Origin of the sequence: Paraburkholderia heleia NBRC 101817, from assembly GCF_000739775.1 — a bacterium.
GTDB classification, from domain to species: domain Bacteria; phylum Pseudomonadota; class Gammaproteobacteria; order Burkholderiales; family Burkholderiaceae; genus Paraburkholderia; species Paraburkholderia heleia.
This window is the reverse complement of sequence record NZ_BBJH01000054.1, coordinates 1-19,719: the sequence shown is the minus strand read 5'-3', so window position 1 is coordinate 19,719 and position 19,719 is coordinate 1. Positions and strand designations below refer to the sequence as shown.

Sequence of the window (19,719 nt, the reverse complement as noted above, 5' to 3'; positions counted from 1 at the left end):
CGCGCGGTGCCCGGCGCACGCCAACGTCAGCTAACGTGAACGCCCGTCATGCGCATTCGATGCGGTTGCGGCCGCCCTTTTTCGCGCGGTAGAGCGCGAAGTCGCTGCGCGTGAGCGCGGCTTCGGCGTTCATGTCGGCGGCATGCATGAGCGTGATGCCGATGCTCACGGTCAGCGCCGCCACATCGCCCTCTACGCCGAGCGGTTGCTGCGCGAAGCGTTCCTGAATGCGCCGCGCGACGCTTTGCGCGCCTTCGAGGTCGGCCGCTGCGAGCAGGATCGCAAACTCCTCGCCGCCGATGCGGCCGGCCATGTCGCCCGCGCGCAACTGCGTGCGCACGATCTCGGCGAAATGGCGCAGCACCTCGTCGCCGATCGCGTGACCCCAACGGTCGTTGATCGACTTGAAGTGGTCGAGGTCGCACATCATCACGGCTGCGCCCGCCTCGCCATGCCGCACATGCGCGAGTTGCGACTCGACACGCGCCATGAAATGACGGCGGTTGGCCAGACGCGTGAGGCCGTCGGTGCTCGCGAATTCCCGCAGCTCGGCTTCGATGCGCTTGCGCTCAGTGACGTCCGTGATGAAGCCGTGCCAGACCGTCGTGCCGTCGGCGAGCCGCTGCGGCCTCGCATCGCCCTGGCGCCAGCGCAGACCCTGCTGCGGCAACAGCACTCGAAACTCCAGATGCCACGGCGTGAGATTCGCGGCGGAGTGCTCGAACGAAGCGCGCCACGCGTCGAGATCGTCGGGATGAATCAACGCGTCGATGCACGCCGTGTCGTGCGCGGCCTGCCCGGGCGTGAGTTCGTAGATTTCCGCAATGCCCGCGCTCGCATAGGAGAAGAACGCGCGGCCGCCGGGCAACTGGCGGCGCTGGAACACGAGGCCCGGCACTTCGTTCGTGAGGTTCGTGATGAGCGCCGCGCTCTCGCGCAAACGCTCGGCCATCTCGCGCATCGAGGTGATATCCGTGGTCGTGCCGATCATGCGCAGCGCGCGCCCCTGCGCGTCGCGGCTCATGACCTTGCCGCGGCTGCAGATCCACTTGTAGCGGCCGTCCTTGCAGCGAATGCGATGCTCGACCTCGTAGGTGGGCGTGCGGCCTTCGAAATGTGCCTGCATCGCAGCCAACACGTACTCGCGGTCGTCGGGATGCAGCCGCAAATAGCTGTCTTCGATGCGGCTCGTCAACTCGTGCTCCGCGTAGCCGAGTATCGCCTTCCAGCCCGCCGAATAGCGGATCTCGCCCGTCACCACGTCGCGGTCCCAGATGCCCGTGCCGCTGCCCGCGATCGCATGCGCGAGCAGGCGTTCGTGCTCGCGCAACGCTTCGAGTTCGGCATGAGGTGCCGGTTCGTCAGCGGCGGGCGCTGCGGGGTCGCGGTTCGTGGCGAGCGTGGGCCGCCCGTCGATCAGCGAATCTGCAGGAGCGTGCCCGGCGGCGAGCGAAAACGCATGATCGTGCGAGCACAACGGTCCACCCGGTTCGGCGGCGGGCTCACGCACCCCGGCGCAGCCGGCAACGCTGATGGACGGTACGGCCTCGGGCATCGACGAGGGGACGGTCATGGCATGCGCTCAAGCAGGAAATCCGAGCGCCTAGTATATAGCGCGCGGACAGTCCGGCGGCGCCCCGCAAGTCTCAGGTGTCGCCGCGCCGGCGGAATACCCACCAGCCCAGCAGCGCCGTGAAGGTCGCGACCACCACCACCATGAGCCAGAAGCCGTGGCGGTTTTCCGCGAGCGGAATGCCGCCCACGTTCATGCCGAAAAAGCCCGCGACGATGTTGATCGGCAGCGCGAGCACGGTGACGAGCGTGAGCGTGAAAAGCGTGCGGTTGTTCTGCTCTTCGAGCCGCGCGGCAATTTCTTCCTGCAAGAGCTTGATGCGCTCAACGAGTCCGGCCATGTCGCCCAGCACGAGCGAGAATTCTTCGGTCGCCTCGCGCAGGTCCTGAATGTCGGGTGTCTGGAGCCAGCGCGGCGGGCGCGCGAGCAGACGGAAAATCGAACCGGGCTCCGGCGCGAGCATGCGTTGCAGGCGTACCAGGATGCGCCGCATGGCTGCGAGTTCATGGCGGCTCGCCGAGCGGCGCGAGGCGAGAAACTGGTCCTCGGCGCGATCGACGTCGACACTCGTGCGCCGCACGATCTCCACCATGAGGTCGGCCTGGTCGCGCATCAGGTGGATGAGCAGTTCGGCTGGCGAGCGGAACGTCTCGCCGTTGCGCACGTAACCACGCAGACGGTCGATGGAGCGCAGCGGTTTCAGGCGCGCCGTGACGAGAATGCGCTCGTGCGTGTACGACCAGAGCGTCGCGATCTGCGAGGGCGTGAGTTCGAAATCGAACATCACGTCGTTGACCACGGCGAATAGCCCGTTGTCCACGTGTTCGATACGCGTGGAGTGCGAACCTTCCACGAGCATCTCGAAGAAGGCGTCGGGCAGGTCGAGATGCGCGCGCATCCACGGTTGCGCCGCGGCATGGGCGAGATTGAAATGCAGCCAGTAAAACGTGTCGTCGCGCGCGGCTTGCGGCTCGCCGCTCTCGTGGGTATGCCGCAGCGCCTCGAGGACGTCGTCGCACGTGACGGGCTGCCCAGGCTGCCCCGGTGTGAAGCGAAAACCGCAAATGAGGCCCGACAGGTCGGCGCCATACGTTGCGACGGACGAAGCGAAATCCATGGTCGTCATGGCCGGTTGATCGGCGCACAGCATGCCATACGCGTGCTTTTACAGGCAAGCGCACGAATCGATGCGCCGACACACGCCGGTCATGTACGCATGTTAAGCAACGCCTGGCAAGCCGAGCTGCGTGCGGCCGAGCGGCGTGAGATCGGCCACGCCCGCCCGATCCGCCAGATCGGCTTCGATATGCTCGGGGGGAAAGTCGGGCGGGCTGCGGCCTTCAAGAAAGCTCGGCAACTGGCGCTGCAAATACGCGTCGTTCTTCGCGCAACCCGGTGTGGCCGGAATATACATCACGTTGCTGTAGCCGCTGCCGCGGTGCTCGTCTTCGACGGAGTGAATCACGTCGCAGTGCCAGAACACGGCGTCGCCGGCCTGCATGGGAGGAATCGATATCAGCGCATCGCACAGCGGCGCGTGCCACTCGGGGCTGATCGGCAGCCCACGGCCCGGCTGCGCGCCGCACAGGTCGTCCTCGGCCACGTCGTCCTGCAGCGCGCGCAAGAGGACGTACGCCATAGCGTTGGCGATGGGCACGATCTGCAGCGTGCCGTCGCCCGGGCCCTGCGGCGTGAGCGCGGTCCAGCCCTGGAAGGTGCGGAACATCGAAGAGGCGATGCGCGAGGGAATCTCGCTCGCGTGCGTGCGGTACGCGCCGTCGAAGGGGTCGTAGCGCCGCCAGTCGCCCGAGAACACATGGCGATAGACCTGACGGAAATTCTCGTCGACCCAGCGCTCGACCGCGCCGCCGTCGCAATGCGCGGCGAGGCCGGGCGCTGCCGTTCCGGGCGGGCGGCGCCGCAGACGGTCGGCGTAGGCGGGCACGACGTCAGGATCGAAATGCACGCGCCCCTCGCTCTCGTGGCGCCACAGCCGGTTGAGGAAGACGCGCGCGGCCGTCAGTTCGTCGGACTCGCGCGCCTGCACCTGCGGGCGCGACCAGTAGACGCCATAAATCAACGGGCGGCTCGCCTGCGGCGGGAGGGCATTGCGCTGCGCGGCGCGTTGGGCGGCGCGCGCGTCGAGATCGTTGCGCGCCACGTATTCGGCAATTTCGGCGTCCCAGCGCGCGGCCTGCTCCGGCGCGAACACGCGGCGGATCACACAGGCGCCACGCGCCTTCACGAGCGCGATCGACTCGGCGCTCACGCGCTGTGCGGCGATGTCGGCAAACGCGATCTCCGGGATCACGGCTTCGCCCGCCTCGCGCAGCCGGGCGATGTGCCGCGCTTGTTCGCCTATGGCCTGCGCGACCTCCTCGAACACTTCGCGATAGTTCGGCAGTTGCGCGCGCAACATGCGCTTGGCCTGCCGGATCGCGCCCGGGACGTCGTCGATTTGAAGTGCCGCCATGCATGTCTCCATCGGGGTTGAATGCCGTCGTTTGATGGCAAGCATACGCCTCAATGGCGAGGTCAGGGAACCATTAGCATTCCTTCGATTTCCGCCGCGTATGCCCGCGTGCTGCTACCGGCGAGCGTGCGCCGCGCAAACGACGGCTCACGCACCGGTCACATCCTTTCACCTGCCGCACTTCGGCGCTGCCGCCGGAAGAACTGCCACATCATCGCCATCGCGTCGGGGCCGCGGTCCGAATGAAACGCTTCGCGCGGATCGCCGCCGCTCCATGCATGTCCGAGCCCGCGAATGACACACACCCGCACGGCAAGCCTGCCCGCCCTGACATAGTCGGTGTACGCCACCGCGTCGCGGCTATAGGTCCGGATCTCGCCAACGCGCAATGCGCCCTGCGCGTCGAGCAGCCGGTTGACACGCGCGAACTGCATGCCGAGTTGCGCGGCGTTGCGCTTCGCCACGACCGCGTCGATTTCGCCGTGCACGATGAAGGCCGGCATGCCGGGATGGACGGCGACGTCGAGCGCGGCATCGACCAGATGCACCGCGTCTTCGCGGCTGCCGTGGCGCATGACGCTCATCGCGCTCATCGTGGAACTGGCTGCGCCGAAAACCGGTCCCGAGTGCAGGGCCACGGCCGCGAAGCGCCACGCATAGCGCATGGCGAGCACGGACGCGAGACCCGCCCCCGCCGAGATGCCCGCCAGGTACACGCGCTCACGGTCGAATCCGTGCTCGCGCACGATGGCATCGACGAGCGACGTGACCGCCGGCGCCTCCGACTGCGCATGATCGCCGTGCCAGTGCCAGCATCGCTGTGCGTGCGCCGTTTTCGCCTGCTCGGGCAGCAGCACGGCGAAACCTGCGCGATCCGCCAGCCGGCAAACCCGAGTGCCCGCGGCGAACGACTCCGCCGTCTGCTTGCAGCCGTGCAGCATGACCACGAGCGGCAGGTCCGTGCCCGCGGCCGCGCCGGCTGGCATATAGAGCGCATACGCGAGATGGTTGACGAGATGCCCGGCCCTGGGCGGCGCGGAGTGCCAGGAGCGGATCCAGCAGCCGGCCGTGCCCGCCGGCTGCACATGGCCCACGTGCGCCTTGCCGGCGCGCCTCGCGGGTTTGGCTGCCGGCCGCGCGACCGGCGCGGCCTTGGCAGGCGCTGCTTTGCGTGCCGCGGCCTTTTTCTTCGGTCGCGTTGCGCTCATGCGGGTGAGCAGTTCGAGACCTTTGAGCCAGACGCTGGTCTTTTTCCTGGGCATGAGCAATGGCGACAGGGCGTTTGGTTCACGTCACGCCAGGCGGCACACGGCGGACAGCGCAAATACAGCGATCGAACCGCTGCAACAGTCCGACCATCATAGCGGCCCGGACCTCGCACTGAATTCTGCGTGATCGCGCCGCCAGCCGCGCGGCGTCACAAGGACCGCGGCGCTATAATTTCGGGAATCATTGCTGCGATGCCCATTCGAATACCGGTAAAAGATCGGCTCAATCGCGCTGAAACCGGAAAGAAAGGCCGCACGAGACGATGGCCGAACTGTTCGGCATTTACCCGCTTCCCGTCATCCCCGTGACTGCTTCCACGCCAAACGCATCGCCGCGCCCCACGCTGTTCGGGCTCTTTCTGATCTTCAGCCGCATCGGCATGACAAGCTTTGGAGGCGGCTTGAGCGGCTGGCTGTTGCGCGAATTCGTCCAGGACCGCAACTGGATCAGCGAAGAGGACTTTCTCAACGGCCTCGCAATCTCGCAGGCGCTGCCCGGCATCAACGTGAAAAACATGGCGATCTGGATCGGGCACCGGCTGCTGGGCTGGCGTGGCGCCGCCGTGGCCGTGACGGGCATCGTCGTGCCGCCCGCGTGCCTGATCGTCGTGATCGGCAGCGTGGTTGGCGCGCTCATCTTCCACCCGCTCACGCAGATTCTGATCGCTGGCGCCGCCGCGGCGGCCACGGGACTGTCGCTGTCGATGGGCGTCGTCACCGCGCGGCGCGTGCGGCGGCAGGCGCTGCCGCTGCTGCTCATGGCAGCGACATTTCTTGCGATCGGCATTCTGCGTTTGTCGCTCGTGTGGGTGGTCGTGGCAGGCGGCGCCGTGAGCGTGCTCTGCGAATACGTGGCGATCCGCCGGGGTGCGCGATGAACTCACGCCTGCTCGGTCAGCTAGCCGCCATTTTCGCGCCACTTTCGCTCGTGACGATCGGCGGCGGCCAGGCGATCGTCGCCGAGATTCAGCGCCAGGTCGTCGAAGTGCACCCGTGGATGACGCATTCGCAATTCGCCGCCGACTTCGCGATCTCGCGCATGGCCCCGGGTCCGGGCTCGCTGCTCGTCACGTTGATCGGCTGGCAGGTTGCCGGCTTCTGGGGCGCGCTCGTGGCGACCGCCGCGCTCTTGCTGCCTACCGCTGTCCTCATCTACGGCGTCACGCATGTCTGGGGCCGTTATCAGGGCGCCGCGTGGCAGTTGGCGCTCGAGCGCGGCCTGCGCCCCATCGCGGCCGGCATGATGCTCGCGGCGGGCTGGGTACTGCTCAAGTCGCTCAACGGCGGCCTTCCCGCGAAAGCCATTGCCGTCGTGTCGCTTTGCGTGCTGCTCAGAACGCGGGTCAGTCCGCTCGTTCTTCTCGTTGCAGGCGCGCTCGCGCTCGTCGGCGTCAGCCTGATCGGCGCAGGCCTGCCGCATTGGCTCCAGGTGCAGCTCACGTAGAAAAACATCCCGCTGCGACAACTTCACGGGAATAGCAGCCCACCTTCGGCGGTATACCCATTGCAGTCTCCGTTGATGCGACCGTGCTCCAGGCGGTCGCCGAACCATGCTATTTCTTCAGGAGTTCGAAATGATCATCCGCCGCCCGCTTTTCGCCTTGCTCGTCGTGACGGCCTGCATCGGCGCCGTATCCACCGCATCCGCGCAGGGACTCACGCGCGCCCAGGTGCGCGAACAGTTGATCGAAGCGCAGGCCAACGGCTCGCAATTCGTGACCGATAGCTCGTATCCAGACGTGAGCCCTGTCTTCGCGCAGCAAGTCGCGCGTGCAAAGGCACAGCATCAACAGCAGCAGCAACCGAGCGGCATGGGCGCGCCCATGCCGGGCACGAGCGACGCTGGCGCGCCGCACACAACGTGTGTCGGTCCGGTGAGCTTCTGCAACCTGTATTCGGGTAGCTGAAAGCGATCGCGAGATTCCACTAGCCGCCCCCGCCACAGCCGAATGCCCCGCTCGCGACGAGCGGGGCATCTTGCGCGCCTTTTCGGCGCCCCTGCCTTCCCTGAGCGTCCTCGCCAGACGCAGCCTCTGCAAGGCGTCATCTTCGATGCGCCGCGCATGCACCGTGACGCCTGCACGCGCATTTACGTGCGCTACAGGACAAACCCTGCCCCCCAATTGTCTTGTGGCGTGACTACACTATGGTCGTCGGCATTCGTTTGCTATCCGCGTTCGTGTGCCGCCCGCCAGCACGATGACCACTGGGAGGTGTGCTGTGCTCCGCCTGAATTTCGCCCGCACTTCGCGCCCTGCGGCGGCGCTTGCCTTCGCGCTTGCCAGCGCTTTCTGTTACGAGGCGAATGCCGCAACGCCGCCTCCCGCCGCCACCAGACCGCCAGCCAGCAAGCCGCCCGCCAACAAAGCCGCCGCCGACAAGGCCGCCAGCGACAGGGCGGCTGGCGACAAAGCCGCAGCTTCGCCGAAGACCACCGCCGAGGCATCCGCTCCGGCGGCCATGGCCACACCCGACTTCTTCTCGCTCGCCGAGCGCTATGGCCCCGCCGTCGTGCACGTGATCGCGCGCAGCGCCGACGACCCGTCCGCGCCGCCCGAGCAGGAGGCCATCGACACCGACGATCCTTTCTTCGCATTCTTCAGGCGCGCGCCGAAGCCGGCGTCCGAAGCCGAGGCCGGCGGACCGCGCGTGATGACGGGCGCGGGCTCCGGATTCATCGTCAGCCCCGATGGCGTCGTGCTCACCACGGCGCACATCGTCGACAACGCCGAGCAGGTGACCGTGCGGCTCACGGACAAGCGCGAGTTCAAAGCGGAGGTCGTCGCCGTCGACCCGCAAAGCGACGTTGCCGTGCTGCAGATCGACGCTCACGATCTGCCGTTCGTGAAACTCGCCGAGAAGGCGAAGGTCCACGCCGGCGAACCGGTGCTGTCGATCGGGTCGCCGGACAGCTACCAGAACACCGTGACGACGGGCATCCTCAGCGCGACCTCGCGCACACTGCCCGACGGCAAGGCGTTTCCGTTCCTCCAGACCGACGTGGCGGTCAACCCGGACAACTCCGGCGGCCCGATCTTCAATCGCGCGGGTGAGGTCATCGGCATCGACGTGCAGATTTACGCGGACGGCGGCCGCTACCAGGGCCTGACCTTCGCGATTCCGATCGACGCCGCCAACCAGTTCCGTGCCCAGTTGCAGGCGCGCAAGGCGGCGCCCGCCGCCAGCGCCAACGCCTCGAGCGCAACAAACTCGGGCAATGGCGGCACCATCCGCGCCTTCGGCATGCAGGTCGAAGACGTGAGCCCCGGGCTCGCGGCAGCGCTCGGCTTGCCGCATGCCGGCGGCGCGCTCGTCGACGCCGTCGATCCCGCCTCGCCGATCGGCAAAGCGGGCATCCGGACCGGCGACGTGATCGTGCAGGTCGGCACCCAACCCGTCGACCGGGCCGCGACGCTCGCCGCCGCGCTCGCTGCCGTGCCGCCCGCCACGCCGGCTTCGCTCAAGGTGATCCGCAACCGCCAGCCCGCGGTGGCCGGCTTCTCGAACACGGCGTTCGATCCAAAGGCGGCGGATGCGCCTGCGGCGGCTACTGGAGCAGCTGGAGCAGCCGGAGCAGCCGGAGCAGCCGGAGCAGCCGGAGCAGCTGGAGCAGTTGGAGCGGCAGGACCGACCGCAGCACAGGCAACCGCAGCCGCGCAGGCGGCAGAAAAGACCGATGCGCCAGTCGCGCCCGCCGTTACGGAGGCAGTGGGCAAGGCGCCATCGTCCGACGTGCACGCCGTCAAAACGGTGATGACGGACCCGGGCGCGCAGCCCGCCGCAACGGCAGCACCGGCCCCGCGCCATGCCGCCGACCGCCTCGGTCTGATTGCACACGCGCTGAGCGCCGAGGAAAAGCGCTCGACCGGACTGCCGCTCGGTTTGATGGTGGAAGCCTCGACGGGACCCGCTGCAAGCGCGGGCGTGCGGGCTGGCGATGTCGTACTGTCGCTCGACGACACGCTGGTCGAATCGCAGGAGGAAGCGGTCGCGCTCGAGGCAAAGGCGACGAAGAGCATGTCGCTGCTGATTCAGCGCAACAATGCGCGTAGCTTCGTTGCGGTGAAGCTCAGGTGACGGGCGCTGCACGCGTTGGGTGGAGTGCTTCCACGTGCGGCGTGTGCTCGAGGGTTGATTCTCGGTTCCTGGCGGACATGGCCGCTTTGGCAACCAGAAAACCAACCCTCACCGCGGCGTCAGCTGCGCATAAACATCATGCGCAAGCTGCAGCAGCGCCTTGCGATCGATCCCACCCGAAAGCGCATAACCGAAGTCGCCATCCACCCAATAAAACACATTCACAGGCCCATCCTGATAAAGCTTGAACGCGGTCGTGCTGGCGCTCGTCTTGCGGTGCGAGATACACAGCGTCACGCGCTCGCCGCGCGCGTTGTGATACATGAACTGGGCGACCTGGCCGCCGTCGTCGGCCGGCAACAGGCGTCCGCCCGAAAGCTCGAAGCCGCTCTTCGAAAGCATCGGCGCGCGCACGTTGGTGCCGAGCCGGTTGGCGAGCCACCTGACGAAGTCCTGCTCCCCGCTGTCGTCCATCGTGTCGGGCCGCGCCACCGTTGGCATGTAGACCACATGCGCGAGCGCCGCTTGCTGCGCGAAGCGCATGGAACTGTCCGCGCTCACCGCGCGCAGTTCGCCGCCGCCAGCCGCGCCTGCGGGGCCGCCCGTGGCGCTCATGCCGTAGTGCATGCCCCACCCGATTCCCACGCCCAGCACCAGCGCCGCCGCGAGGCCCGCGAAACGCGGCCAGTTCGCCGCCGCGCGCGCGTTTCGCACCGTTTGCGTCCGGGGCCCAGGGTCGGCCATGCGCAGCCGCGCGGGCAGCGGCTCGTTGAGCACGCGGTCGTAACGTTCGTGCAGCAGGTTGTTGAGCGCGAAGAAGTCGCTCGCGCGCGCGGCGAGCTCCGGGTTGCGCTCGAGCTCGCGTTCCACGTCGGCGCGGCGCGCCTCGGAAAGCGTGCCGTCCACGTAAGCGTGGATCTCGTCTTGCGTGACTGGATTTTGTTCGTCGCTCATCGCACCACCTTCAGATTCGCACGCGGGACGGAACCGGCCATGAGCGCCCGCAAGCGCTCACGTCCCCTCGACAGACGCGACATGACCGTGCCGATCGGTATGTCGAGCGCCAACGCGACATCGGCGTAACTCATCTCCTCCAGTCCTACCAGAAGCACCACCTCGCGCTGCTCCGCGGGCAGGCGCTGCAGCGCGAAGTCCAGATCGCGCACTTCGAGTGCGCCCGTCTGTGTGGCGGGCACGGCGTAGTCGGTTTCGGGCACGCTGTCGTCGTCGACGGAAACGTGCGCCCCGCGCGCCGCCGACTTGCGCACCTGGTTCACGAACAGGTTGTGCATGATCGTGAAAAGCCAGGCGCGCAGGTCGGTACCCGCACGAAACAACTCCGTGCGGGCGATTGCGCGTTCGAGCGTGTCCTGCACGAGGTCGTCGGCGAGCTCGCGGTTGTTGATCAGCGCGCGCGCATAGCGTCGCAGGCGCGGCACGTGTTCTATCAGCTCGTCACGGATGTCCATGTTTCATCCTGGATTGCCGCAAGGGTCATTGTACGGTCGGCATCGTCGGGCAGGTTCACGATCCCTCGCCTTCGCGCGCCGGCTGCGTGGTGAGCGTCGCGAGGTCCGCCGCGCGCATCAAGCCGCGCGTCTGGGCGTTGCCCGCGAGCACCCAGCGCGTGCCGTGCTCGCGCCACATCAGGAGCCGCAGCGGACCCGCACGGTGGGCGCTCCACTGCGGCGCCGCGCCGGCCAGCCAGGCGCGAGTCGCGAGCAGCACCACGCGCTCGCCCTGGTCGTTCTCGTAGACATAACGCTGCGCGTTCGCGAACGGGCCAACCCGCACTGCGCCGCCGCCGAGAAAATGCAGGCCCGCCGCGCCGAAATCGAACGGCGCACGCGCCGCACCGGCGTCCAGCGCCTGGGGCTGCGCGTTTTCAGCTTCCATCAGCGCCATCACCGCGGCATTGTTCAACACTTGCTGCGACGGCTCGGTCACGCCGATCCACGCCAATGCGGCGCCTGCCATCGCCAGCGCGGCAGCGAGCGCGATAGCGTAGCGCAACGCCCGTCTGCTTCGGGCTGGGGCGGTGCGCGTGTGGGGCGTCTGCGCCGCCGGCGCCGGCGCCGGCGCCGGGTAAGCATCGCGGATCTGGGCGTTCAGGCGCCGGTAGAACAGGATGCGATGCCATTCGCCGGGCGTACCGGCGAGGTAGCGCCGCACGTGCGCCGCCCGCGCGCCGGCGAGCGTACCGTCGCTATAGGCCTGGATATCGGCTTCGGAAACCGGCGGCTCGTCGAGCGGCCCGCGAAACTTCATGGTCGTGAATCGATGCTGATTGGGTGGCGATGCGGGGACTAACACGCGGCGGGCGTGGATTATTCCACCGGGCGGCGAAATTCCTCTTTTTGCGCGGCGCTCGAGCGATTTTGCGCCCTGCGGGCGCCCCGTTCATCGCATCCGCATAAAAAAACGCCACATTACCCGCACTGAATAATATTTGAATTATTTCCTTAAAAGTGCATGCGAGCATCACGCCCAACTGCCGCGCACCCTGCGGCAGGTTCGTGATTGATGGAAATTCAAGTGAAAAATGCTGCTCGCCTCATTGCCTTGTCATTCGCGCTGCAAGGTCTCGCCATTCAACCCGGCGTTGCGCAAGGCACGCTCAACTACACCACGTCCTGGATCGGCAACAGCTTCGGTTTCGGCGACGGCAAGTGGATGCAGCAAGACGTCCAGGCCATCGCCGTCGCGCCGGACGGCACCGTCTACGCGAACGCGCCCTGGGACGAAAGCGGCAGCGAGATCGGCGTCTACCGCGGCGGCGACAAGCTCGCCGTGGCCGGCAACACGCACGGCTGGGGCAATGCGGGCGGCGACGCCATCGCGGCGAACAGCACCTATGTGTATGCCGCGATGTCGATCGGCAACCAGAACAACGGGCTCGTCGGCGCGGACTATCCGCCCGCCAACCAGACGTGGTTCGGCGTGACGCGGCGGCTGCGCTCGAACGTGGCGCAGGGCGCGCCCTTCGCAAGCGGCATCGGCAACAGCGCGAACGCGACGAAAAACAGCTTTTTGCGCGTGCTCGCCGCGCCGGACGGCAGCGACGGCGCCGTGCGCGGCCTCGCCGCCACCGATGCCGAGCTGTACGTTTCCGATACCGCCGACAACCGCATCGTGGTCTACGACGCGCAAACCATGCGTCAACTGCGTGCTTTCACTGTGCCCGCGCCGGGCCGCATCGCGCTGGCCGCTGACGGTACGCTCTGGGTGATCCAGGGCATGCGGGACACGAACGGCCCGGGCATCGGTCACTACCGCAAGGACGGCACGGCGCTAAACGATGCGCCCGTGCTGCCCGCGGGCAGCGTGCCGGCCGACCTCGCCTTCGCGCCTTCGGGTCAGCTCGCGATTGCCGACAACGGCCCCTCGCAGCAGATTCTGCTCTATGCCCGCACGTCGGGCGGCCAGATGGCGGCCGCAGGCACGCTGGGCACGCGCCAGGGCATCTTCCACGTCGTGGAGGGCACGCCCGGCGACTGGCGCTTGAACGGCATCACCGGCATTGGCTACGACGCGGCGGGCAACCTGTACGTCGCGCAAAACGGCCAGGGGCCGCGGCCGTACGGCACCGCGCTCGTCGGCCAGGGGGCGGTGCTCGAAAGTTACGCGATGGGCACGCGCACGCTGGGCTGGCGCCTCGATGGCCTGACCTTCGTCGATGCCGCCGCCTTCGATCCCGCCAACACCGCCAACGTCTTCACCGGCTCGAAGCGCTTCACGCTCGACTACAGCCAGGCGCCCGGCAAGCAATGGACCTATGCGGGCTTCACGCTCAACCGCTTCGCCTACCCCGACGATCCCGCACTCCACTCCACGCGCGGCGTGCGCGGCTCGCCCATGGTGCGCCGCTTCAATGGCCAGACGTTCCTCTATACGCTCGATCAGTACGCGCACTACCTGAACATCTACCGCTTCTCGCCCGCAACCGATGGCGAAGTTGCGATTCCCTCGGGCCTGCTCGCCCAGAATCCGATGCCGGGCAACTGGCCCGCCGGCCAGCCGGCCTACGGCGAGTGGATGTGGCGCGACGCGAACGGCGACGGCCATGTGGACGCAAGCGAGATCACCTCGAACCCCTCGACCGGCGCAAGCGTCGGCAACGGGTACTGGTGGGTGGACACGCCCGGCAACGTGTGGCTCGCCACACCCCTTTCGGGCATTCGCGAGATGCCGGTTCAAGGGCTCGACGCCCAGGGCAATCCACAGTACACCTATGCATCGTCGAAGATGTTCCCGATGCCGGCGCCGTTCAACCGCATCGCGCGGATCGTCTACGTGGCCGAAACCGACACGATGTACATCACCGGCTTCACCGCGAACCTTCCGTGGGATGCGTCGCACTGGAAGGAAGCCGGACCCGTGCTCGCGCGATACGACAACTGGTCGAGCGCTTCGCCCACGCTCACGTGGCAGGCATCGCTGCCCTGGAACACGGGCAGCAACCCGCAGGTGACGACGGTGGGAATCGCGGTGGCCGGCAACGATGTGTTCATCGCGGAGCTATACACGCAGAAGATCGACGTGTACGACGCGCGCAGCGGCCAGCTCGCAGGCTCGATGACGCCCGGTGCCGACGTGGGCAACACGAGCGGATGGGTGGACATCTATATGGGCATGAGCGCGGCGCAGCGCGATAACGGCGACTACGTGGTGCTCGTGGAAGACGACGCCCGCGCGAAAATCCTGATGTATGTCTGGACGCCGGGTTAAACCTCGACGCGTTATCCGCGCCCCGACACCTGCGTGGAAAACGCCACGCGATTGCGCCCGTCGCGCTTCGCGCGGTAGAGCGCGGCGTCGGCTTCCTCGATCAGCGCCGTTTCCGCGAGCCCCGGCGCGGGCGTGAGCGTCGCCACGCCAATGCTGATCGTGAGGTGCTCGCTCACCGCCGAGCCCACGTGCGGCAATGCGAGCCCCACCACGTCGCGGCGCATTTTCTCGGCGAGCAGCCGCGCGCCCGCGCTGCCCGTGCCCGGCAGCACCACGGCGAACTCCTCGCCGCCAAAGCGCGCCACGAGGTCGCGCGGCTGACGTATCTCGCGGCGGATCGTCGTCGCCACCGAGCGCAGCACGTTGTCGCCTGCCACGTGGCCGTAGGTGTCGTTATAGGGCTTGAAGTAGTCCACGTCGATCATCAGCAGCGAGATTTCGGTACGTTCGCGCTCCGCCCGTTTCCACTCGGCACTCAGGAATTCGTCCAGATAGCGCCGGTTCGAGAGGCCGGTCAGGCCATCCGAATGCGTGAGGCGGCGCAGTTCCAGGTTCGCGCGGAGCAGTTCCTGCTGCGAGCGGCGCAGCGCACGATAGGCCTCGTCGCGCTGAAGCATGTTCAGGTAGGACCGCGAATGGTATTTCACGCGCGCGATCAGCTCGACGCTGTCCGGCAGCTTGACGAGGTAATCGTTGGCCCCCGAGGCGAACGCCGCGCTCTTGATGGCGGGTTCTTCCTTGGTGGAAAGCACGATGATCGGCACGTCGCGCGTCGCTTCGTTCGCGCGGTAGCCGCGCACGAGCGTGAGGCCATCGGTACCCGGCATCACGAGGTCCTGCAGGATCACGGTCGGGCGCACTTGTTCGGCGGTGCGCACGGCCTCATCGGGATGCGCGCAATAGTGGAAGTCGATCTCGCGTTCGCTGGCGAGCGCCCGGCGCACCGCCTCCGCCACGATCGCCTGGTCGTCCACCAGCAGCACCATCGTCGGCAGGTCGGCAGCGGGCAGCGTTTGCGCAAGCGCGCTGCGCACGGCCTCCAGCGCAACGGCGAGCGAAGCGTCGTCGGCGCTGCCGGGGTCGAGACCCGCGTCGAGCCCGGTGGGGCCGACAACGTTTGCGCTGGTTGGAGGAGTAGGCTTCTCGGTCATGATATCGGTCGCGTCTCACGATGGCCGGCGGCTAGCCGGCAGGTTGATGCGGTGGTTTCACCCGGCTCACGAGCTCGGGGGCGATGGCGCCAAGCGGCAGGATCGCGCGCGCGGCGAAGAGCGCCGCCGCCGCCTTGGGCATGCCGTATACGGCGCTCGTCGCCTCGTCCTGGGCGATGGTGTGCCAGCCCCTGGCGCGCATCGCCTTCAGGCCGATGGCGCCGTCGCGCCCCATGCCCGTGAGCAGCACGCCGATCGCCTCGCCCGTCCAGCACTCGACGAGGCTGTGAAAGAACGTATCGACGGAGGGACGGTAGGGTGTGTCGGCCGGCTCGCGAGTGTAAGCCAGCTTGCCGCCCGCTGTCATGCGCAGATGATCGTTGGTCGCGGCAAGGAGCGCGCAGCCAGGCCGGGGCTGCTCGCCTTCGAGCGCGATGCGCACCGTGAGCGGCGTCTGGCCGTCGAGCCAGGCGGCCATGCCCGCGGCGAACGACTGGTCCACGTGCTGCACGATCACGATGCTTGCGCCGAAATCGGCGGGCAGCGCGCCGAGCACGGTGGCGAGCGCACCGGGTCCGCCCGCCGAGGCGCCGATCGCGACGAGCGGCGCTTGCAGCATGCCGCAAGGCGTGAATGCCGGTGCGCGCGCGGCGAGATCGAGCGCGCCCGAAACGCGCCCGATCTGCTCGATCTTCGCGAGCAGCAAACCCATGGTGCGGCGCGTGTCGGGCCCGGCGAGCGTGGGGGTATCGACGGCATCGAGCGCGCCCGCGCCCATCGCCTCGTACACGCGCCAGGCGTTCGCACCCACGCTGCTCGTGACGATCAGGATGGGGCACGGCGAGCGCGCCATGATCTGCCGCGTGGCCTCCACGCCGTCGAGCTTCGGCATCACGAGATCCATGAGGATCACGTCGGGCACCTGCGCCGCGCAGAACTGCACGGCGTCCTCGCCGTTCGCGGCAACCCACAGCACGCGATGGCCCGGCCGCGTCGCGATGGCCTGACGCAGCGCCTCGACCGCTAGCGGCATGTCGTTGGCGATACCGATTTTCATCCCGTCGCCTCTCCGATCAGGTCGTTCACCGCGTCGAGCAGCGCTTCGTCGTGGAAGCTGCCCTTGGTCAGATAGTAGTCGGCGCCTGCGTCGAGCCCGCGCCGCCGGTCGTCTTCACGATCCTTGTACGAGACGATCATCACCGGCACGCTGCGATGCATCGCGTCGCCCTTGATCATCGTGACGAGTTCGATGCCGTCCATGCGCGGCATGTCGACGTCGGTGATGACGAGGTCGAAGTGCGCGTTGCGCAAGGTGCTCCAGCCGTCCATGCCGTCCACCGCCACCGTGACGTCGTAGCCGCGTTTTTCGAGCAGCTTGCGCTCCAGCTCCCGCACCGTCAAGGAGTCCTCGACAATCAGAATGCGCTTGCGCGCGCTCGCCCCGTCGTGCGCGCCGCCGCGCGCCACGCCCGTGAGCTGTCCCTCGCGCACGAGACGCCCAACCGACGTCACGATGTCCTCTACGTCGACGATCAGCGCGATTTCGCCGTCGTCGAGCAGCGCCGCCGCCGAGACGTTGCGCACCCTGCCCAGACGCGCGTCGAGCGGCTGCACGGCGAGCGTGCGCTCGCCCGCGAAACGGTCCACGGCCACGCCATAGAGACCCGCCTCGCTGCCCACCAGCACGACGTTCAGGTCTTCCGCGGTCGTCGTTTCGGCGCTCGCGCCGAGCAGCTGGCGCGCCGTCACGAGCCCCACGGGCCGCCCTTCGAAGGCAATGTGCTGTTGGCCTTCGAGCATCTCGATCGTGCCGCGCGGCACGCTGAGCGCGCGGCGCACGTGCGCGAGCGGAAACGCATAGGCTTCGCCCGCGACCTCGACGATCAGGCTGCGCACCACCGAGAGCGTGAGCGGCAACTGCAGCACGAAGCGCGTGCCCTGTCCCGCCGCGCTCTCGATGCGCACCGTGCCGCGCACGGCCTTGGCGAAGTTCTGCACGGCGTCGAGGCCCACGCCGCGCCCCGACACGTCGGTGACGGTGTCGCGCAGCGAAAAGCCCGGCAGCAGCAGGAAGTCGAACAGTTCGGCGTCGGACATCGCGGCAACGGCCTGGGGCTGCGCGAGCGCGCGAGCGACGATGCTCGCGCGCAGTGCGTCCAGATCGATGCCCGCGCCGTCGTCGGCCACGACGATCAGCAGCTTGCCGGCGCTATGGCGTGCTTCGAGCATGAGACTTGCCTCTTCGGGCTTGCCCGCGCGCCGCCTCGTTTCGGGGTCCTCGATACCGTGATCGAGCGCGTTGCGCAGCAGATGGCCGAGCGGCGCGTCGAGCATTTCGAGGATGTCGCGGTCCACTTGCGTCGACTCGCCGGCAATCGTGAAGCGCACGCGCTTGCCAAGCGAGCGCGCGAGGTCGCGCACCCCGCGCGGATAGGTGTAGGCCGCGTCGCCGAACGGCCGCATGCGGCACTGCAGCGCCTCGTCGTAGAGACGCTGCGCGAGCTGCGTGCCGCGCCGGTCGATGCGATCGAGGTCGTCGAATCGTTCGGATAGCTGACGATCCAGCGCCGCAACCGCATTGCGGATATCGGCGAGCGCGGCGCGGGCGTCGGCGTCGAGCGCATCCCCGTGGCGTTCCTGAAACTGTCCCAGCGCCGCAAGCACGCCGCCCTGCGCGCGGCGCGTGCGCAAGAGACCCTCGGCGAACGGCCGCATGCGGCGCGACTCCACCAGCGATTCGCCGGCGAAGCCGAGCAGGCGGTCGAGCGTGCCGGCGCGCACGCGCAGCATGCGCTCGGGGTCGGCTGAACGGGGTTGCGAGGGTTGCGCCAACGCTGCGGGTTCGACGTCGTCCGACGCCGCCGCCTCGCGCTCCGGCTCGGGCACACGCAGCGACGCCGCCAGCGCGGCGAGATCGTCGGTCCCGGGTGGGCTCGCGGCCGCGTCGGGCTGCGCCCCGCTCTCCAGGCGCGCGACGAACGCCTCGACTGCCTCGTGCGAAAGCGGCGCCGCCGTGGCATCGCCTGCCGCGGTCAGCAAGTCGATGCCGACGAGCAGTGCATCGATGCGCGCCGCGTCGATGCGCAGCTCGCCGCGCTGCGCGGCCACGAAGCAGTCCTCCATCGCGCCCGCCACCGCGACCGCCTCCGGCAGGCCGACGATGCGCGCCGCGCCCTTGAGCGAGTGTGTCGCGCGCATGCAGGCTTCGAGCGTGGCGGCATCCGCGGGCGCGGACTCCAGCGCGAGCAGGCCCGCGGAAAGCGTCCGCGTCTGTGCCGCCGCCTCCTCATGGAAGAGGTCGAGCAGCGAGCGGCGGCTCAGTTCGTCGTCGCTCATCGCAGACTCCTTGCAAGCGCATCGAATAGCACCTCGGCATCGAGCACGCCCACCGAACGCCCGCGCCAGTGCGCCACGCCGCGCACGTGCCGCCCGGCCGACTGCGCGAGCGTAGCCGGCGCAGGCAGGAGCGCGTCGGCGCCGAAGCTCGCCACGCCTTCCACGGCATCGACGGGAAACGCCGTCGTCGCGCCCGCCCATTCGGTCACGAGCAGACGCGGCGTGGCGGCGCGCGACGGTGCGCCGGCCGCTGCGGCATCGATGCGCAGCAGCGCGGCCAGCGACACCGCCAGCGTGAGCACGCCGCGTACGTTCACGACGCCGAGCACGGCCGCGCCGCGCCGGTGCGGCAGCGTGTGGATGGCACGCGCCTCGTGCACCTGGCGCAGCACGGCAGCGGGCAGCGCGAGCCACTCGCCGCCCACGCGAAACACGAGCGAGCCTGCGTGGCGCGTCTGCGTGCCGGCAACGTCAGGCGCACGTTCGGGCCCAGGCGCGGATGACGCAAGCGACGCGGGACGATCGAGCATGCGCGCCGCCGCTTCTTCGAAAACCGGGCAATTCAGGCAGCGCACGCACGCCTCGAGCCGCGGGCACGAGTTGTCGCCCAGCGTGCCGATGGTCTTCCAGCACGGATTGGGTGGTTGCGCTGCGAGCACCCGGTCCTCCGTCAAGCCGCGCTCAGGCATGCGAGCCTCCTGCGTCCGGTTCGCCGCGCTGTCCGGTGTCCTGCGCCGCGCGCTGCGCACGGCGCATCAGCCGGCGCGCGCCTTCGGCGTCACCCTGTACTTCGAGCAGCGCCGCCAGATGCGTGAGCGCTTCGTAGTGCGAAGGCTCCAGATAGATGGCCTTGCGATAGTGCGCGAGCGCAACGGCTGCGCGGCCCTGCGCATCGGCGATCAGGCCCAGCAGGTACCAGGTGTCCGGGTTCTGCGCCAGCGCCTGCGCCGCTTGCGCGGCGAGGCGTTCGGCCTCGTCGAGCGCGCCGGCGTCGGCGAGGCGCCGCGCGTCGGCGAGCGCGGCTTCGGGCGTGGAGCCGGCGGACTGGCAGGGAGCCGCGTGGGCGTTCACCACGGCCGCCGCGCGCGGAGCAGGCGCACCGTGCAAGGGCCG

At 68.4% G+C, this 19,719-nt stretch carries 17 protein-coding genes; 5 read left to right on the top strand and 12 right to left on the bottom strand.

The features are described from left to right. Positions 1 to 46: 46 nt before the first annotated feature. From BHE01S_RS32300 to BHE01S_RS32285, 4 genes are all read right to left on the bottom strand, one after another. The gene (locus tag BHE01S_RS32300) at positions 47 to 1,573 is read right to left on the bottom strand and encodes a sensor domain-containing diguanylate cyclase (RefSeq protein ID WP_084069497.1); all 1,527 of its coding nucleotides are present in this window, start codon (positions 1,571 to 1,573) and stop codon (positions 47 to 49) included. Positions 1,574 to 1,646: 73 nt separating this feature from the next. Beyond that, the gene (locus tag BHE01S_RS32295; protein ID WP_042271536.1) at positions 1,647 to 2,690 is read right to left on the bottom strand and encodes a transporter; all 1,044 of its coding nucleotides are present in this window, start codon (positions 2,688 to 2,690) and stop codon (positions 1,647 to 1,649) included. A gap of 102 nt (positions 2,691 to 2,792) precedes the next feature. Beyond that, the gene (locus tag BHE01S_RS32290) at positions 2,793 to 4,046 is read right to left on the bottom strand and encodes a DUF1479 domain-containing protein (RefSeq protein ID WP_042271448.1); all 1,254 of its coding nucleotides are present in this window, start codon (positions 4,044 to 4,046) and stop codon (positions 2,793 to 2,795) included. A 158-nt stretch (positions 4,047 to 4,204) separates the two neighbouring features. Next, on the bottom strand, positions 4,205 to 5,308 hold the full coding sequence (locus BHE01S_RS32285; protein ID WP_042271445.1) for an extracellular catalytic domain type 1 short-chain-length polyhydroxyalkanoate depolymerase: 1,104 nt from the start codon (positions 5,306 to 5,308) through the stop codon (positions 4,205 to 4,207). A gap of 269 nt (positions 5,309 to 5,577) precedes the next feature. On the opposite strand from BHE01S_RS32285, the gene BHE01S_RS32280 reads away from it, so the two are divergent. The 4 genes from BHE01S_RS32280 (at position 5,578) to BHE01S_RS32265 (ending at position 9,391) form a co-directional block, all read left to right on the top strand. Then, a complete protein-coding gene (locus BHE01S_RS32280; RefSeq protein WP_042271442.1) occupies positions 5,578 to 6,192 on the top strand; it encodes a chromate transporter in 615 nt (204 codons plus the stop codon). After that, complete coding sequence (locus tag BHE01S_RS32275; protein ID WP_042271439.1) at positions 6,189 to 6,758, top strand: chromate transporter; 570 nt, start codon at positions 6,189 to 6,191, stop codon at positions 6,756 to 6,758. Before BHE01S_RS32280 ends, BHE01S_RS32275 begins: the two co-directional genes overlap by 4 nt. Before the next feature lie 130 nt (positions 6,759 to 6,888). After that, positions 6,889 to 7,221: a DUF4148 domain-containing protein gene (locus tag BHE01S_RS32270; protein WP_042271533.1), complete on the top strand. Its 333-nt coding sequence runs from the start codon at positions 6,889 to 6,891 to the stop codon at positions 7,219 to 7,221. Between the two features lie 313 nt (positions 7,222 to 7,534). Further along, complete coding sequence (locus tag BHE01S_RS32265) at positions 7,535 to 9,391, top strand: trypsin-like peptidase domain-containing protein (protein WP_052406211.1); 1,857 nt, start codon at positions 7,535 to 7,537, stop codon at positions 9,389 to 9,391. Positions 9,392 to 9,499: 108 nt separating this feature from the next. Here the strand turns inward: BHE01S_RS32265 and BHE01S_RS32260 are convergent, their stop codons facing one another. From BHE01S_RS32260 to BHE01S_RS32250, 3 genes are read right to left on the bottom strand one after another with little or no spacing between them, the layout of a single operon-like run. Beyond that, positions 9,500 to 10,345 carry an anti-sigma factor family protein gene (locus tag BHE01S_RS32260; RefSeq protein ID WP_042271436.1) on the bottom strand — a complete coding sequence of 282 codons (846 nt, stop codon included), beginning with the start codon at positions 10,343 to 10,345 and terminating at the stop codon, positions 9,500 to 9,502. Then, complete coding sequence (locus tag BHE01S_RS32255) at positions 10,342 to 10,860, bottom strand: sigma-70 family RNA polymerase sigma factor (RefSeq protein ID WP_042271434.1); 519 nt, start codon at positions 10,858 to 10,860, stop codon at positions 10,342 to 10,344. The genes BHE01S_RS32260 and BHE01S_RS32255 overlap by 4 nt, the downstream gene beginning before the upstream one ends. Positions 10,861 to 10,915: 55 nt before the next feature. Then, positions 10,916 to 11,659 (bottom strand): hypothetical protein, encoded by a 744-nt coding sequence (locus tag BHE01S_RS32250; protein WP_042271432.1) that lies wholly within the window; start codon positions 11,657 to 11,659, stop codon positions 10,916 to 10,918. A 255-nt stretch (positions 11,660 to 11,914) separates the two neighbouring features. Between BHE01S_RS32250 and BHE01S_RS32245 the strand changes: the two genes are divergently transcribed. Next, positions 11,915 to 14,119, top strand: coding sequence for an NHL repeat-containing protein (locus tag BHE01S_RS32245; RefSeq protein WP_042271428.1), 2,205 nt, complete (start codon positions 11,915 to 11,917; stop codon positions 14,117 to 14,119). 11 nt (positions 14,120 to 14,130) lie between these two features. On the opposite strand, the gene BHE01S_RS32240 is transcribed toward BHE01S_RS32245, so the two are convergent. From BHE01S_RS32240 to BHE01S_RS32220, 5 genes are all read right to left on the bottom strand, one after another. Continuing rightward, positions 14,131 to 15,270 (bottom strand): diguanylate cyclase, encoded by a 1,140-nt coding sequence (locus BHE01S_RS32240; protein WP_084069491.1) that lies wholly within the window; start codon positions 15,268 to 15,270, stop codon positions 14,131 to 14,133. Positions 15,271 to 15,301: 31 nt separating this feature from the next. Then, positions 15,302 to 16,327, bottom strand: a complete 1,026-nt coding sequence (gene cheB / locus BHE01S_RS32235; protein ID WP_042271425.1) for a chemotaxis response regulator protein-glutamate methylesterase — start codon at positions 16,325 to 16,327, stop codon at positions 15,302 to 15,304. Beyond that, positions 16,324 to 18,606 carry a hybrid sensor histidine kinase/response regulator gene (locus tag BHE01S_RS32230; protein ID WP_042271422.1) on the bottom strand — a complete coding sequence of 761 codons (2,283 nt, stop codon included), beginning with the start codon at positions 18,604 to 18,606 and terminating at the stop codon, positions 16,324 to 16,326. Before BHE01S_RS32230 ends, cheB begins: the two co-directional genes overlap by 4 nt. Continuing rightward, positions 18,603 to 19,295 carry a chemotaxis protein CheW gene (locus BHE01S_RS32225; RefSeq protein ID WP_042271419.1) on the bottom strand — a complete coding sequence of 231 codons (693 nt, stop codon included), beginning with the start codon at positions 19,293 to 19,295 and terminating at the stop codon, positions 18,603 to 18,605. Before BHE01S_RS32225 ends, BHE01S_RS32230 begins: the two co-directional genes overlap by 4 nt. Then, positions 19,288 to 19,719 (bottom strand): tetratricopeptide repeat protein (locus tag BHE01S_RS32220; RefSeq protein WP_042271416.1); only part of this gene is annotated, 432 nt, incomplete at its 5' end. The genes BHE01S_RS32225 and BHE01S_RS32220, both read right to left, overlap by 8 nt.